General features: G+C 73.9%; 11 protein-coding genes. 8 read left to right on the top strand and 3 right to left on the bottom strand.

What is annotated here, in order from left to right; genetic code table 11:
- Positions 1-200 precede the first annotated feature (200 nt).
- A complete protein-coding gene (locus tag ACFYT4_RS35150) occupies positions 201-1,280 on the bottom strand; it encodes a Ku protein (RefSeq protein ID WP_389278669.1) in 1,080 nt (359 codons plus the stop codon).
- A 68-nt stretch (positions 1,281-1,348) separates the two neighbouring features.
- Here ACFYT4_RS35150 and ligD point away from each other — a divergent pair, with 68 nt between their 5' ends.
- Positions 1,349-2,314, top strand: coding sequence for a non-homologous end-joining DNA ligase (ligD, locus tag ACFYT4_RS35145; protein WP_389278666.1), 966 nt, complete (start codon positions 1,349-1,351; stop codon positions 2,312-2,314).
- A 259-nt stretch (positions 2,315-2,573) separates the two neighbouring features.
- Here the strand turns inward: ligD and ACFYT4_RS35140 are convergent, their stop codons facing one another.
- Positions 2,574-3,416 (bottom strand): nuclease-related domain-containing protein, encoded by an 843-nt coding sequence (locus ACFYT4_RS35140; RefSeq protein ID WP_389278663.1) that lies wholly within the window; start codon positions 3,414-3,416, stop codon positions 2,574-2,576.
- 441 nt (positions 3,417-3,857) lie between these two features.
- On the opposite strand from ACFYT4_RS35140, the gene ACFYT4_RS35135 reads away from it, so the two are divergent.
- The 6 genes from ACFYT4_RS35135 to ACFYT4_RS35110 all read left to right on the top strand — a co-directional run bounded on the left by ACFYT4_RS35135 (position 3,858) and on the right by ACFYT4_RS35110 (position 12,393).
- Complete coding sequence (locus tag ACFYT4_RS35135) at positions 3,858-6,599, top strand: hypothetical protein (protein ID WP_389278660.1); 2,742 nt, start codon at positions 3,858-3,860, stop codon at positions 6,597-6,599.
- Positions 6,596-6,928: a zinc-ribbon domain-containing protein gene (locus tag ACFYT4_RS35130; RefSeq protein ID WP_389278657.1), complete on the top strand. Its 333-nt coding sequence runs from the start codon at positions 6,596-6,598 to the stop codon at positions 6,926-6,928. The genes ACFYT4_RS35135 and ACFYT4_RS35130 overlap by 4 nt, the downstream gene beginning before the upstream one ends.
- A 251-nt stretch (positions 6,929-7,179) precedes the next feature.
- Positions 7,180-7,929 carry a hypothetical protein gene (locus tag ACFYT4_RS35125; RefSeq protein ID WP_389278655.1) on the top strand — a complete coding sequence of 250 codons (750 nt, stop codon included), beginning with the start codon at positions 7,180-7,182 and terminating at the stop codon, positions 7,927-7,929.
- Between the two features lie 176 nt (positions 7,930-8,105).
- Complete coding sequence (locus ACFYT4_RS35120; protein WP_389278672.1) at positions 8,106-9,470, top strand: ATP-binding protein; 1,365 nt, start codon at positions 8,106-8,108, stop codon at positions 9,468-9,470.
- A gap of 74 nt (positions 9,471-9,544) precedes the next feature.
- Positions 9,545-10,927 (top strand): FtsW/RodA/SpoVE family cell cycle protein, encoded by a 1,383-nt coding sequence (locus ACFYT4_RS35115; protein ID WP_389278652.1) that lies wholly within the window; start codon positions 9,545-9,547, stop codon positions 10,925-10,927.
- The gene (locus tag ACFYT4_RS35110; protein WP_389278649.1) at positions 10,924-12,393 is read left to right on the top strand and encodes a penicillin-binding transpeptidase domain-containing protein; all 1,470 of its coding nucleotides are present in this window, start codon (positions 10,924-10,926) and stop codon (positions 12,391-12,393) included. The genes ACFYT4_RS35115 and ACFYT4_RS35110 overlap by 4 nt, the downstream gene beginning before the upstream one ends.
- A gap of 36 nt (positions 12,394-12,429) precedes the next feature.
- Here the strand turns inward: ACFYT4_RS35110 and ACFYT4_RS35105 are convergent, their stop codons facing one another.
- Positions 12,430-13,326, bottom strand: a complete 897-nt coding sequence (locus tag ACFYT4_RS35105; protein WP_389278646.1) for an ADP-ribosylglycohydrolase family protein — start codon at positions 13,324-13,326, stop codon at positions 12,430-12,432.
- A 275-nt stretch (positions 13,327-13,601) separates the two neighbouring features.
- On the opposite strand from ACFYT4_RS35105, the gene ACFYT4_RS35100 reads away from it, so the two are divergent.
- A complete protein-coding gene (locus ACFYT4_RS35100; RefSeq protein ID WP_389278643.1) occupies positions 13,602-14,537 on the top strand; it encodes a diiron oxygenase in 936 nt (311 codons plus the stop codon).
- Positions 14,538-14,800: the final 263 nt, after the last annotated feature.

Here is a 14,800-nt window from a genome sequence, read left to right as displayed (position 1 = left end):
CGCCGCCCTCCGGCCGCGCGCCCCGCCCCCCGCCCGCCCCGCCCGCCCCCCCCCCCCCCCCCCCCCCCCCCCCCCCCCCCCCCCCCGCCCTGCCTTATGCCTCGCTCCCGGGCCGCCCCGCCGTGAGTAGGCCGCCTTGCCGTGGCCGACTCCGGGGGCGGGCAGGGCCCGTACGCCGACGCGTGTCGTACCGGCGTCCGTCACGCCGACGCGCGCTTCCTCGGGGCTGTCTTCGCGGCCTTCCCCGCCGCGGCCTTCTTGGCGGCCGGCTTCTCCGCGGCGGTGCCCTTGGACCCCGTGCGTCCGGACGCCGCGGTCTTCGTCCCCGTCCCGGCCCCCGCCTTCGTCCCCGACGTCGCGGCGGTCTTCTTCGCCGTTCGTGAGGCCGTCTTCCCCTCCGCCGCCTTCTTCGCTCCGGCCCCCTCCGCCTCCTGCGCCGTCTTCTTCGCTGCGGCCCGCTTCCGGGGCTTGATGGGGGTCACCTCGGCCACGTCTCCGCCGCCCCGGGCCTCCTTCGCCGCCCGTACGCTGCTCTCCAGCGCGGCCATCAGATCGATGACCTGCCCGCCGCTCTCCGCGGGAGCCGCCTCCGGGAGGGCGCCGCCGCCCTCGACCTTGGCCGCGATCATCGCCTCGACGGCCGCGCGGTAGTCGTCCTGGAGGGAGTCCATGTCGACCTCGCCCAGGGTGTCCATCAGGGCGTCCGCCAGGTCGAGTTCCGCGTCCCGGACCGTCACCTCGGTGTCCGGGGCGACATCCTCCGGCCGGCGGATCTCGTCCGGCCACAGCAGGCCGTGCATCGCGATCACGTTGTCGACGACGCGCAGCATGCCGAGCCGCTCGCGCCCCCTCAGGGCGAACTTGGCCAGGGCGACCTTCCGGCTGCGCTTGAGGGCCTCGCGCAGCAGGGTGTACGGCTTGGCGGCAGGGACGCCGTTGGCCGAGAGATAGTACGCGGCGTCCATCTGCAGCGGATCGATCGACGAGGCGGGCACGAACGCCACGATCTCGATCGTCTTCGCCGTCGGGAGCGGGAGTGACGCGAGGTCCTCGTCCGTGATCGGGATGATCGATCCGTCCGCGTCCTCGTACCCCTTGCCGATCTCCGCCGCCGTTACCTCCTTCTCCTCCAGCTCGCAGACCTTGCGGTAGCGGATCCGGCCGCCGTCGGCGGTGTGGATCTGCCGGAAGGAGACGGAGTGGTTCTCGGTGGCGTTCACCAGCTTGATCGGGATGCTGACCAGGCCGAAGGAGATCGCGCCGTTCCATATGGATCGCACGTGTGATCCCTTTCATCCGACTAAATCCGATGAGTTCATTTTGTTGGCATTCGTGGGATTCTCATCGTATGACGCCGATCACCGAGGTGGCGGGGCGACGGCTCGCGCTCAGCAATCTGGAGAAGGTCATCCACCCGGCCACCGGGACGACCAAGGGCGAGATCCTGCACTATTACGCCGTGACGGCGGACGCCCTGCTGCCCCATGTCCGCAATCGGCCCGTCTCCTTCCTCCGCTATCCGGACGGGCCCGACGGCCAGCTGTTCTTCACGAAGAATCCGCCGCCCGGTACGCCATCGTGGGTACGCACCACTCCCGTACCGCACTCCGACGACCCGGGCGCCCGCCAGGTCGTCGTCGACGATCTGCCGTCGCTGGTCTGGGCGGCGAACCTGGTCGTGGAGTTCCACACCCCGCAGTGGACCGCCGGCGCGCCCGCCGTGGCCGACCGGATGGTGTTCGATCTCGACCCCGGGGCCCCGGCGACGATCGCCGAGTGCTGTGCGGTCGCCCTGTGGCTGCGGGACCGGCTGGCGGCCGACGGGCTCGACGCGTACGCCAAGACCTCGGGGGCCAAGGGCCTGCACATCCTCGTACCTCTGGAGCCCACGCCCTCGGGCGAGGTGTCCGCGTACGCGAAGGGGCTGGCCGTCGAGGGGGAGGCGGAGCTGCCGAGGCTGGTGCTGCACCGGATGGCCCGCAATCTGCGGCCGGGAAAGGTCTTCGTCGACCACAGCCAGAACGCCGCCGCGAAGACCACGGCCGCGCCGTACACCCTGCGCGCACGGCGGGAGCCGACCGTGTCGACACCGGTGACCTGGGAGGAGGTCGGGGAAACGGCGCGCGGAGCACGCGGTGCGAAGGGCGTGCACGGGGTCGGGGCCCCGGGGCGCGGGCGGGACCGGGGAGGGGCGGTCCGGCGGGAGCTGTCGTTCCGGTTCGAGGACATCGCGTCCCGGCTCGACCGGTACGGGGATCTGCTGGCCCCGCTCCTCGAACCCGGCCGGGCGAAGGCGCTTCCTGCGCTCTCGTAGGGCGCGCGGGTCTCTGTCCTCAAGCGCCGGACGGGCTGAAAGGGCTGCCTCGCGCGCCCCTGCGCAGAGGGTCCGGGCCCCCGCGGCCTCAGGTCCGTCCTCAAACGCCGGACGGGCTGAACAGGCTGCCCACCTGCCCCTGCATCGAGGGCCCGGGTCCTCCAGGCGGAGGTCCGTCCTCAAACGCCGGACGGGCTGGAGTGGTCGCCCTGCACGGGCTGGGGTGGGCGGGCTGGGACGGGTTGGGGGGTGGTTGCGGTCAGGTCCGCAGCCAGGTGCGGCGGTCCCGGGCCGTCGCGTACAGCGCCTCGACGTCGGCGGGCTTGTGCACTCCGCCGAGGGACGCCAGCGCGGCCACCTCGTTCTCCCGCAGGATCCTCACGTCCGCCGGCGCGGGCCGTGCCACGTCCGGCCGGGCCGGACCGACGACGGCGAGCACCGGGCGTACGGCCGTGGCGAGCGCCCGGGAGGCCCGTTCGGCGCGGCGGCGGGTCAGCCGGAGCAGCGGGACGGGCTCGGCGCGGCCGACGCGCACATCCGGGTCGGCGATCGTCAGGCGCGGTCCGCGTGCCGTGAGGGTGTGCACGGCCAGGACCCCGCCGGGGCCGATGGCGAGATGGTCGACGCGGTCCCCGCCCGGCAGCGGGACCGCGTGCAGGACCCGCCAGCCCGCGGCTTCCAGCCGGTCCAGCTCGCCGCCCAGCAGCTCCTCGGCCGCGAGCTGGGCGAACCGGGCGCGGTTCGGGTCGCGGGAGAGGCGGCGGGGCGGCGGGAGGTGGTCCAGTTCGGCGTGGAGGGCCTCGCCGGGGCGGTTGGGGGCGAGATCGTCGTCGGGGTGCAGGGAGAGCCGGACGAGATCACCGGCGGTGGGCACGGGCGGCGGGCCGACCGTGTAGTCGCCGGTGAGATACGGGGCGAGCACCGCGAGCACCTCCTCGCGCAGCCGCTCGTGGACCAGACAGACCCGGCCGCCGTCACCGGTGTCGGGGTCCCCCCGGTCGTACCAGGCGACCTGCCGGCCGCCGGGCAGGGTGACGTGGATCCGGCCCGACCCGGCGCCGCGCGCCCCGCGTGCCGGTGTGACGCGCAGTAATGCTGTCATTCCCTCATCCTCAGCCGCCTGCCCTCGCCTGGCTCCGGGGACCATGGGACCAGTCGCGGGGCCTTCCGGGCAATATCCCCGCGATGTCCCGGCTGTGGTGCAGACTCTCCACGGGCGCGCGGGTCCGGCGCGAGTTCTCACGGAGTTCCGGCGGAGTTCCGGCGGAAAGTTCTCGTCGCACGGTTCTGGCGCGGGGCCCGTGAGCGCACGATTCTTGGGCCACGGTTCCCGGGCCGAGTCCCGGGTCACGCTCCCCGGGCGCGGGCTCCTGTGCGCGCTGCCGGGTACGCGACCGTGTGCGCGGTTCGCGGACGCGGTTCCCGTACGCGGTTCGTGCACTTGGGATTCGGATCACGTTCGCCGGACAGGGTTGTGGGCGCGGGGCTTGTGGGCGTATGCCTGTGAGCCTCGGGAGCCGAGGATCTCTGGGAGGAGGCAGGCGTGTTCGGGGGAATCGACGAGGTCGACTGGGCCGCACTGGAGCATGCCTACGGTCCGGCCGAGGAGGTGCCGGGCCTGCTGCACGGGCTCGCGTCCGACGACCCGGCCATGCGGGAACTGGCACTCGACGGGATGTACGCGACGGTTCATCACCAGGGCGATGTCTACGATTCGACGCTCGCCTGCATACCGTTTCTGCTGGAGCTGGTGGCCGACCCCTCGGTCCAGGACCGCGGCGGCATCGTCGAGCTGCTGACCAGCATCGGCGGTATCGATCTCGACGGTGACGACGAACTGGACCTGGAGGACGAGGAGTTCGAGTTCGCCGCGAACTACGCCATGGCCGCCTCGGCCATCACGGCGGGCGCGGACGTCTTCCTCGGGCTGGTCGACTCCGACGACCGCGGGGTGCGTCTCGCCGTTCCGCTCGCGCTGGCCACGCTGCACAGCGAACCCGAGCTGGTGCTCGGGCTGTTACGGGAGCGGCTCAAGGTCGAGCAGGACCCCGAGGTGCGGTTCGCCTGCGTGGAGGCCGGGGGGCGGATAGCGCTGCGGCACGACGGGCTGAATCCGGAGGTGGTCAAGTGGCTCATCGCGCTGACCCGGGTACCGCCGGACGCGCAGCCGTCGCTGTACGACCCCGAGGCGTATGCCACCGGCCCCGGCACCCCCGGCCCGGGCACCTCCGGCCCGGGCGGCGACGCCGAGCCGGCGGGGGATCCCTGGGGCCCGGCCGTCGACGACCCCCCGGCCCCCGGAGTCCCGCCCCGTGAGGGGCGCTCCGGTGCCTGTAGGACGCCCGGCGGACGGCCCCCCGGCGGACCGTCCCCCGAAACGCGGACAGCCGCCCCACAGGCCCGTGACGGCCTCCCCACCGCCGGTCCGGCCGGACCGCAGGCCCCACCCGAATCCACCGGTCCCGCCGAACGCGCCCGACGCGCCGAAACGAACGGACACACCGGGCCGCCCCGGCTCACCCGACCGTCCGGTGACACCTCGCCCGAGGACGCCCCGAACCGCGACCGCCCCTCTCACCAAGGCGGACCGAACCGCGGCCGGCCCTCCCCCGGCGGGCACGCCGACGCCCCGCCGCCCCGCCACGAGCACCCCGGCCGCGGGGGCCCGGACGCCACCCCGCAAGCCCCCGGCGGGCAGGGGCAGCCCCGCGGCCGGCCGGCCGGAGCCGGGGGACGGTCCTACGACGCCGGACTGCGGCTGTCCGCGCTGGCGCAGCTCGCGCGCTGCGCGCCGCACACCCTGCCCGCGGACGTGGTGCCGGATGTGACGGGACTGCTGCGGGAACTGCGGGCCGAGCCGGTGGCGGTGCCGCCCGGCGACCGTACGGCGCAGCCCCCGGGCCCCACCCTGCTGGGGCAGTTGCGCGAGTGCCGTGAGGCCGGGGCGGCGGGCCGCCCCGCGCCCTGGACGGGTGATCTGCTGCGCACGCTGCACTCCGGTCTCGGCGACCGGGTGGACGACCGGATCGCCCTGCTCGCGGACCAGCTGTGCAGCCCCGACCGGGGCCAGCGGATCGACGCCGTACGGATGAGCAGCGGGCTGCTGCGCACCTGGCGCGGCGAGTACGGCGAACTCGTGGGCCTGATCGGTGAGCAGCTCACCGACAAGGAGCCCCGGCTCGCGGACGCCGCCGCCGTCGCCCTCGGGGAGCTGTTCGAACTGGCGGAGCCCGCGGCGGACGCGCTGGCGGACTTCGTGGCCGCGGACCCCGGCTCCTGGGTGCAGGAGTGGGCGAGCGGCCCGCGCATGCTCGGCAGCGCGGTGGCGGCGCTGGCCAGAGCGGGCGACCGGCGGGCGGTGCCGGTGCTGCTGCGGATGCTGGAGCTGCCGAAGGCCCCGCGCGACCTCGGCTATGTGCTGGACCGTCTCGGGGAGGCGGCGGCCCCGCTCGCCCCCGCGCTGCGCAGGCGGCTGGGCGCGATCGAGCTGGACGACCGGCTGTACGACGTGGCCGGGCCGCTGCTGTACGGGCTGACGGCGCTGCGGGCGGCGGACGCCATGCCCGAGGTGCTGCGGGTGCTGCGGGGCGCGCCCGAGTACCGCAGGGAGTGGGTGGTCGAGCTGGTGCTGCGCGCGCTCACCGCCTTCGGGCCCGCCGCGCGGGAGGCGGTGCCGGATCTGCGGCAGCTGCTGGTGCGGGCGGCCCGCGCGGACTCGCTGTCCGTCACGTTCCCGGGCGCGGCCGGATCGCTGTCGTACGCGTTCGGGGCGAAGACGGCCGCCGCGCTCTGGGCGATCGAGGGCGACGCCGACTCCGTGCTCCCGGTGCTGCGCAAGGCACTGGCGGCGACGGACTCCGGGGCACGGCGCTCGGCGGCGGCCGTGGTCGGGACGATGGGCCCGGCCGCCGCCGTGGCCGCGCCCGAGCTGGAGCATCTGCTGTGGGCGGCCGACCCCTGGACCCGGGTGGACGCGGCGGCCGCGCTGTGGCGGGTGACGGGCGACCCGGAGCGGGCGTGGCCGGTACTGCGGGCCGCCTGGGAGTCGCTGCCGCTCACCCGGGTCCCGACGGCGGAGCGGCTCGCGGAGCGCACCGGCGCCGATGGTGTGACCCCGGTGGCACAGGAGGCGGAAGGGGCTGACGTGCTGCTGCGGGCCGAGTTGTCGCGCGTCCGGCGGCACAATGCGATGGACGGCGGGTACGGCAGTCATGACATCGTGAGGGACGAGAAGCTGCTGGCCCTCTGCCGGCGGGCGCTGACCAGGGAGAGGCCGACAGCATGATCATTTTTGGGACCAAGGGCTACCTCTACCAACTGGCGATACTGACCCTCGTGTGCGGACAGTGCGGCAATCCCGCCGCGCACACGCTCCGGAAGCGGGTCACGAAGTTCACGCTGTTCTTCGTGCCGCTGTTCCCGTTCTCGACGAAGTACGGGACCCAGTGCACGTTCTGCGGGGCCGAGCACCAGGTGCCCAAGGAGCAGGCCGATCAGCTGGTGGCCCAGGCCGCCGGCGCCGGCCAGGGCCTCGGGCAGGGACCCGTGCAGGGCTACGGCCAGCCGCAGGGCCAGCCCGGTCAGCAGTCGGGCGGGAACCCGTACCAGCGCTGAGGCACCGCCGCCGGGTACGGACGCGACGGCCCGGGAGGCGGCCGCGACGGCCCCGGGGGCCGGGGTTGGCGAGCCCGCGATCGGCGGGTGCGGGAGCGGGGTGCGCGGACGCCCGGCCGATCGCCGCGGCGCCGTTGCGAAGGCCGGGCAGGCATAACGGATTTCCCCTGCCAATAAGGTTGGCGGGAGACCCGACCGCCCGGTCACCGTACGAACGGCTCCGGGCCGCCCCGCCCCCGCCGAGGAGAATCTTGCGTCCGCGCCCCCACCGTCTGCCCCGTGCCGCCCTGCTGACGACGGCCGCCGCCGCGCTGCTGGCGGGCTGCGGTGACGCGGGCGGGCTGCAGAGCGCGGGCCCGACGCCCACGGCCGCCGGGCCGGTACGGCTGTGGCCCGATCTGCCGCCCGTCACCGCTCCCCCGTACGACTACGGGGAGACCGACACGGCACTGGTCCCCGGGGTGAAGGTGCCGGTCGGCGGCGTGCGCGGCCTCGATCCGGTGGCCGTCGTCCGGGCGGAGGCCGCCGCCCACCCGACCGCGTACGCCGGTCCGGACGGCGTTGTCCGGGAGACCGTGCCGGGACTGGACGACTGCGCGCGCACGCCGGACTCCTGCCCGGTGCTCACGCCCTACTACCGCGATCTGACCGGTGACGGGCAGGAGGAGCTGATCGTCGGGATCCGGATGCCGCAGCAGCAGACCGAGGTCCGCTGCTACATGCCCGGCCACGGAAAGAACCGGGGCAGGCTGACCCGGATCATGTCCGCCTCCGACCAGTTGGTGAGGGTGGAGCTCGCCGGCCGGGACATCGTGCTGCGCTCGGTCTCGGCGGGCATTCCCGGATACGAGTACCGGACGGCCTGGTCCTGGGACGGCCGGCATCAGGTGATGCTGCCGACGCGGGACGAGATCGTCCGGGTCAAGCCACGGTCCGACAAGGCCCATGGCGACGGGCCGGGCGATGAGCACCCCGGACCGGTGCGGGAAGAACGGCGATGAGACGGCGAACCCCGCACCGCCCCCGGTCGTCGCCGCCCCGGCCCCTCTCGCGATGGTGGCGGCCCCCGCGGCCCCCACGGCGGCCGTTCTCGCGGCGGTCCCGCCCGCCCGTCCGGCTGCGCAGGCCCCGCTGGACCGCGACCCTCACCTGGAAGGCCGCGGTCTTCATCACGGTGATGTGCTGCACCCTCGCCGCCCTGCTCGGCGTGCTGGTGCACGTCGGCGTGACCCGCCAGACCGTGAACGAGTCCCGGGAGAAGGCCCTCGGCCGGCTCGCGGACGCCTCCGAGGCGTACGAGGCGGGCGAACCGCTGCCGAGGTTCGCGAGCGTCGCCCCGGAGGGCCTGCCCGCCTCCCTGCGCGCCCTCGCCCGGAGCGGGGAGCACGGCACGATGGTGAGCACCTTCCGGAACCGCCCCACGATGTGGGCCGCCGGTCCGGCCGACGGCAGCGTGATCGGCGTACGGGTCGACTACACGCTCAGCGCGAAGACGATCACCGCGCTCGACCGGGCGATCGTCGGCTCGTCGGTGCTGGCGATCGGCGCGACGCTGCTGGTGGGCGCGTTCGCGGTCACCCGGATCACCCGCCGTCTCCATCTGACGGCCCAGGTGGCGCGGCGCATCAGCGGGGGTGATCTGGACGCGCGGGTCGGCGACCCCCGTACCGAGGACCCGTCCCGCCCCCTGGACGAGGTGGCCACCGTCTCCGGCGCGCTGGACACCATGGCCTCCTCGCTCCAGGCCAAGCTGCTGAGCGAGCAGCGCTTCACCGCGGATGTGGCGCACGAGCTGCGTACTCCGCTGACCGGGCTGACGGCGGCGGCGGAACTGCTGCCGCCGGGCCGGCCGGCCGAACTGGTACGGGACCGGGTGCGGGCGATGCGCGCGCTGACCGAGGATCTGCTGGAGATCTCCCGGCTGGACGCGGGCAGCGAGACGGTGGATCTGGACATGCACGAACTGTCGTCCCTGGCCGAGCGGGTGGCACGGGCGGCGGGGTCCGCGGGGCCGCCGGGTGCGGCCGGGACGCCGGGCGGCTCCGGTGCGACCGGGAGCTTCGGGAACGGGACCGAGGTACGGGTCGTCCGTGACGCGACCGTCGAGACCGACCGGCGCCGGCTGGAGCGGGTGCTCGGCAATCTGGTGGCCAACGCGCACCGGCACGGCAAGCCGCCGGTCGTGCTCACGGTGGACGGACCGGTGGTGACGGTGACCGACCGGGGGCCCGGCTATCCCGCGTATCTGCTGGAGCACGGGCCCGCGCGGTTCCGTACGGAGGGCGGCAGCAAGGGACATGGCCTCGGCCTCACGATCGCGGTCGGGCAGGCGGCGGTGATCGGCGCAAAGCTGCGCTTCCTGAACGCGGAGGACGGCGGTGCGGTGGCCCGTCTGACCCTGCGGACACGGACCGGGACCCGGACGGACGGGCCGGCAGGCGCCCCGAACCGGGCCGACGGGACGGCAGGCATCCGGACCCGGGCGGAAGGGGTGGTCGGCATCCGGACCCGGGCCGACGGGACGCAGGGCGACACGCCGTGAGGCGCACCCGGCTCCCCACCCCAGCAGGGCCGACATAAGGGACATAAGACTTATCTCTTGCTACGTTGCGGGGCATGACCGCAACGACGGTGGACGACCCCCCTCCCGCCCCGAGCCTCCCCCGCCGCCGGGGCGTCGAACTGTCGCTCCTCGTCGGCGCCGTGCTCATCTCCGTCTTCGGGTACGCGGCCGTGGGGCTCGCGCGGAACGGGGCCGTACCGCAGGACGTCCTCGGCTACGGAGCCGGTCTCGGTGTGCTCGCGCTGCTCGCGCATCTCGCGGTGCGGTTCCGCGCCCCCTGCGCCGACCCCCTGCTGCTGCCGATCGCGGTCCTCCTCAACGGACTGGGCCTGGTGCTCATCTACCGGCTCGACCTGGAGACCCCGGACAGTGTGGCCGCGCCCACCCAGCTGGTCTGGTCGGCGCTCGGGGTCGGGCTGTGCGTCACGGTCGTCGCCCTGCTGCCCGACCACCGGGTCCTCCAGCGGTACGCCTATGTGTCGGTCGCCGCGGCCCTGGCCCTGATGATCGCGCCGATCTTCTTCCCGGCGGTGAACGGCGCCCGTATCTGGATCCGGTTCGGTGAGCTGTCCTTCCAGCCGGGAGAGTTCGCGAAGATCCTGCTGGCCGTCTTCTTCGCCGCGTATCTCGCCGCCAATCACCACACGCTCGCCCTGACCGGCCGCCGCGTCTGGAAGCTCCAGCTCCCCACCGGCCGGGTACTCGGCCCGGTCGTCGCGATCTGGCTGATCAGTGTCGTGGTGCTGATCCTCGAACGGGATCTCGGCACCTCGATGCTCTTCTTCGGCCTCTTCGTGATCATGCTGTACGTGGCGACGGGCCGCACCGGCTGGATCGCGGTGGGCCTGCTGCTGGCCGCGGCGGGCGCGTTCGCCGTCGGCATGTTCGAACCGCATGTGCACGGCCGGGTCGACGACTGGCTCCACCCGTTCGCCTCCATCGAGGCGGGCGAGGGCCCGAACCAGATCGCCCAGTCGCTGTTCGCGTTCGGCGCGGGCGGCATGCTCGGTACGGGCCTCGGGCTCGGGCACTCCGGCCTCATCGGGTTCGCCGCCAAGTCGGACTTCATCCTCGCCACGGCGGGCGAGGAGCTGGGCCTGGCCGGGCTGACCGCGATTCTGCTGCTCTACGCGCTGCTGGTGGCCCGTGGCCTGCGCGCCGGGCTCGCGCTGCGTGACCCCTTCGGGCGGCTCCTCGCCACCGGACTGGCCTCGATCGTCGCCCTCCAGGTGTTCGTCATCACCGGCGGGGTGACCGGGCTGATCCCGCTCACCGGCATGGCGATGCCGTTCCTCGCGCAGGGCGGCTCGTCCGTCGTCACCAACTGGATCATCGTGGCGCTGCTGATCCGGGTCAGCGACTCGGCGCGCGAACCCCAGACCGAGATCGCGCCGGACCCCCGGTCCCTGACGCTCGTCCCCGGGGAGGGCCGGTGATCCGCTGCATCCGGCGCACCGCCGCCTTCTGCCTCGCCCTGCTGATCGCCCTGCTGGTCAACGCGGCACGGGTGCAGCTCGTCCAGTCCGGCTCGCTGGACTCGAACCCGGCCAACCGCCGGACCGCGATCTCCCGTTACGAGGAGCCGCGCGGGAACATCCTCGCCGGCGGGCGGCCGGTCACCGCCTCCCAGGACACCCGCCAGCCGCTGCGGTACGAACGCACCTATCCCCAGGGCCCGTTGTACGCGCCGGTGACCGGGTACTCCTCCCAGACGTACGGCACCTCTCTGGTCGAGAACGCGGAGGACTCCGTGCTCTCGGGCGCCGACCCCCTGCTGACCGCGATCCCGCTGTGGAACGATCTGAGCCGCGCCCGGCAGCCGGGCGGCGACGTGATCACCACCATCGTGCCCGAGATGCAGGAGGCGGCGTACGCGGGCCTCGGGGGGAAGCGGGGCGCGGTCGCCGCGGTCGAGCCGTCGTCCGGCCGGATTCTCGCGCTGGTCAGCAGTCCGTCGTACGACCCCGGGCTGATCTCCGGCACCGGTCCCGCGGCCGAGAAGGCGTGGAAGGGCCTCAACGCGCTGCCGGCCCAGCCGATGCTCAACCGGGCCATCCGGCAGACGTATCCGCCCGGTTCGGCCTTCAAGATCGTGACGGCCGCGGCCGCGCTGGACGCGGGCCTGGTCTCCGATGTGGACGCGCCGACCGGCACGCCCGAGCCGTACATCCTGCCCGGTACGCGCACCGAGCTCCCCGACGAGGCGGCGGGCTGCGGCAACGCGTCCCTCGCGTACGCCATCCAGTGGTCCTGCAACTCGGTGATGGCGGACCTGGGGGTGAAGATCGGGCTCACGGGGATGCTGGACGCGGTCACCGGGTTCGGTTTCAACGACCGGGGGCTGCGGATCCCGTCCGGTGTCGCCCCCTCGAACTTCGACACCCGGATGTCCGTGGACCAGCTGGCGCTGTCCTCGATCGGCCAGTTCAACACCACGGCCACCCCGCTCCAGATGGCGATGGTCGCGGCGGCGGTCGCCAACGGCGGTGATCTCCAGCACCCGTATCTGGTGGACCGGGTGACGACCAGCGGGGGCCGTACGCTCTCCCGTACCCATCAGCGCTCCTACCGGCGGGCCATGAACCCCTCCACGGCCCAGCAGCTCCAGCGTCTGATGCTGCGGGTCGTCGAGGAGGGCACGGGTTCCAACGCGGCCATCCGCGGCGCGCGCGTCGGCGGCAAGACCGGCACCGCCCAGCACGGCCTGGGCAACTCCGGGACCCCGTACGCCTGGTTCATCTCCTGGGCCCAGGCGGACGACGCCGTGCAGCCCGCGGTGGCCGTCGCCGTGGTCGTCGAGGACGCGGATGCGGTACGCGGGCAGATCAGCGGCGGCGGCGACGCGGCGCCCGTCGCGCGGGCGGTGATGGAGGCGGCGCTGAGGAACGAGGCACGCCGCTGAGGGAACGGCGGCGGGGCGGCCGCCCCCTCAGCGGGGTCAGCCGCCCGGCAGCGGCTCGCGGCGGTCCAGCCAGGAGCCGGGGACTCCCCCGACGCCCGTCGCCGCGGCCACGACCCCGCCGGTGATCGCGCAGGTCGTGTCGACATCTCCGAAACCCTCCGCCGTGGACCACAGGGCCGACTCCAGGTCGTCCCGGTGGCGGGTGGCCGTCCAGAGGGCGAAGGGCACCGTGTCGTCGGCCCGGATCCGCTGACCGCTGCCGAGGACGTCCGACGCCCGCCGGGGCGGTGTGGCGAAGGGGACCCCGTCCGCGCGCAGGAGTCCGTCGTGGACCAGGCCCGGCGGGGTGCGGTCCGCCACGGCGGACAGCGTCAGCTCGCCCCGGACGGAGAGCGCTGCGGCGACCGCGACCGCGATCGCTCCGGCGACGCCTTCCGGATGGTCGTGAGTGACCCGGGCGGACAGTTCGGCCTGGTGGGCGACCCGTTCGAGGTCGGCGGCGAACCAGGCGCCCAGCGGCGCGACCCGCATGGCCGCGCCGTTGCCGAGGCTGCCGCCCTCGAAGAGCGCGGGGGCCCGGGTGCGCCAGTCCCCCGGGCGCTCGCGGAGCCGGGGCAGCAGGAGGTGCATACCGTGGCCGTAGCCGCGCGCCGGATCGGCGTCGTAGGTGCGCGCGAAGCACAGCGCCAGCCGGTCCTGGTCGATCTCGCCGAACCGCTCCAGAACCTGATGCACCGCCAGCGCCATGGCCGTGTCGTCCGTCCAGTGCCACTCCGGCTCCTCGGGCGCGCGGCGGGCCCGGATGTCCCGGAGCGCGGGCTCCCGCTCACGGAACAGCGGGAACCAGCGCTCGCCGAAAGCGTCCCCGAGCGCGAGCCCTTCGAGACTGCGGCGAGCGGCCACGCGGTCCCCCCGGAAGGGTTCAGTAGTCATAGTGACCATTATCCCGGAGCGGGAAGGCCGCGTACATCCCTTTCGGGCCACCGGTGGGACCGATCGCGCCGCCGCGTCGCGCGCCGGTGCGACGGACGGAGGCGCCCGGCCGCCGGGCGGACGATGCGTCAGCACGTTGTACGCGGGGTCTTGACGCGCTTGCTGACACACAGTCTGATAAGGATGGCCCGCCCGGCCCGCCGCCTGCCGCTACGGCCGCCCCGGCCGCCCCAGCCCCGTCAGCCCCCACCGACGCTCGTGAGGTGCCCTCCGCCATGACGACCGCGACCGAACGCGACCTGCGGCTGCTCCGCGACGCCCTCGGCCCTCTCCGTGACCGCGAACAGGTCGCCCAGCGCCTCCTCGAAGCCTCCGCCCGGCACTCCTTCGACCCCGACAAGGACCTCGACTGGGACGCGCCCGCCGAGGACGGCAAGTGGTTCTGGCCCCCCGAACTGGTCTCCCTCTACGACACCCCGCTGTGGCGGCGGATGTCCGAGGAACAGCGGATGGATCTGGCCCGGCACGAGGCCGCGTCGCTCGCCTCCCTCGGCATCTGGTTCGAGATCATCCTCATGCAGCTGCTCGTACGGCACATCTACGACAAGTCCGTGACCAGCAGTCATGTGCGGTACGCGCTCACCGAGATAGCCGACGAGTGCCGCCACTCCATGATGTTCGCCCGGATGATCGAGAAGGGCGGGGCTCCCGCGTATCCCGTCCCCCGCGTCTACCACAACCTCGCGCGCGTCCTGAAGACCGTCTCGACCACGCCCGGCTCCTTCGCGGCCACGCTCCTCGGCGAGGAGATCCTCGACTGGATGCAGCGCCTCACCTTCCCCGACGAGCGGATCCAGACCCTGGTGCGCGGGGTCACCCGTATCCATGTCGTCGAGGAGGCACGCCATGTCCGGTACGCCCGCGAGGAGTTGCGCCGCCAGATGGTGACCGCGCCGTGCTGGGAGCGGGAGTTCACCCGGATCAGCTGTGGTCAGGCGGCCCGGGTGTTCTCCGTCTGCTTCGTGAATCCCCAGGTGTACACGGCCGCCGGGCTGGACCGCCGCGAGGCCGTCGCCCAGGTACGCGACAGCGGCCACCGCCGCGAGGTGATGCAGTCCGGCGCACGGCGGCTCACGGACTTCCTGGACGACATCGGTGTGCTGCGGGGCCCCGGGCGCCGCCTGTGGAAGCGGTCCGGACTGCTCGCGTGATCCCGCCGCGGGCCGCGCGTGGCAGCCCGGTGGCCGCCCGGCCGCCCCGCGGACAGGACCGGCCCCGCGCCTGCGAGGCCGCGACGGCCCCACCCGGGGAACCCCACGCCATCCGGGCCCGCGGGGCTGAGACAAGCACCCTCCCGGCCGGGGCGAGGGTCCGTCAGACTAGTGACCTGAGTCGGAGATTCGTTGGCAGTATGCGGCGACTTTGTCGAGGATCTCGTCGGCTGTCTTGGTCCAGACGAACGGTCTGGGGTGTT

The organism is Streptomyces sp. NPDC004609 (assembly GCF_042873655.1).
Classification (GTDB): domain Bacteria; phylum Actinomycetota; class Actinomycetes; order Streptomycetales; family Streptomycetaceae; genus Streptomyces.
This window is presented reverse-complemented; position numbering and strand designations above follow the sequence as displayed.

Bases quoted from the DNA above. Each gene is read 5' to 3' on its own strand.
- ACFYT4_RS35115 (WP_389278652.1), top strand. From the start codon at position 9,545: ATGACCGCAACGACGGTGGACGACCCCCCTCCCGCCCCGAGCCTCCCC.
- ACFYT4_RS35120 (WP_389278672.1), top strand. From the start codon at position 8,106: ATGTGCTGCACCCTCGCCGCCCTGCTCGGCGTGCTGGTGCACGTCGGC.
- ACFYT4_RS35100 (WP_389278643.1), top strand. From the start codon at position 13,602: ATGACGACCGCGACCGAACGCGACCTGCGGCTGCTCCGCGACGCCCTC.
- ligD (WP_389278666.1), top strand. From the start codon at position 1,349: ATGACGCCGATCACCGAGGTGGCGGGGCGACGGCTCGCGCTCAGCAAT.
- ACFYT4_RS35105 (WP_389278646.1), bottom strand. From the start codon at position 13,326: ATGACTACTGAACCCTTCCGGGGGGACCGCGTGGCCGCTCGCCGCAGT.
- ACFYT4_RS35140 (WP_389278663.1), bottom strand. From the start codon at position 3,416: ATGACAGCATTACTGCGCGTCACACCGGCACGCGGGGCGCGCGGCGCC.
- ACFYT4_RS35130 (WP_389278657.1), top strand. From the start codon at position 6,596: ATGATCATTTTTGGGACCAAGGGCTACCTCTACCAACTGGCGATACTG.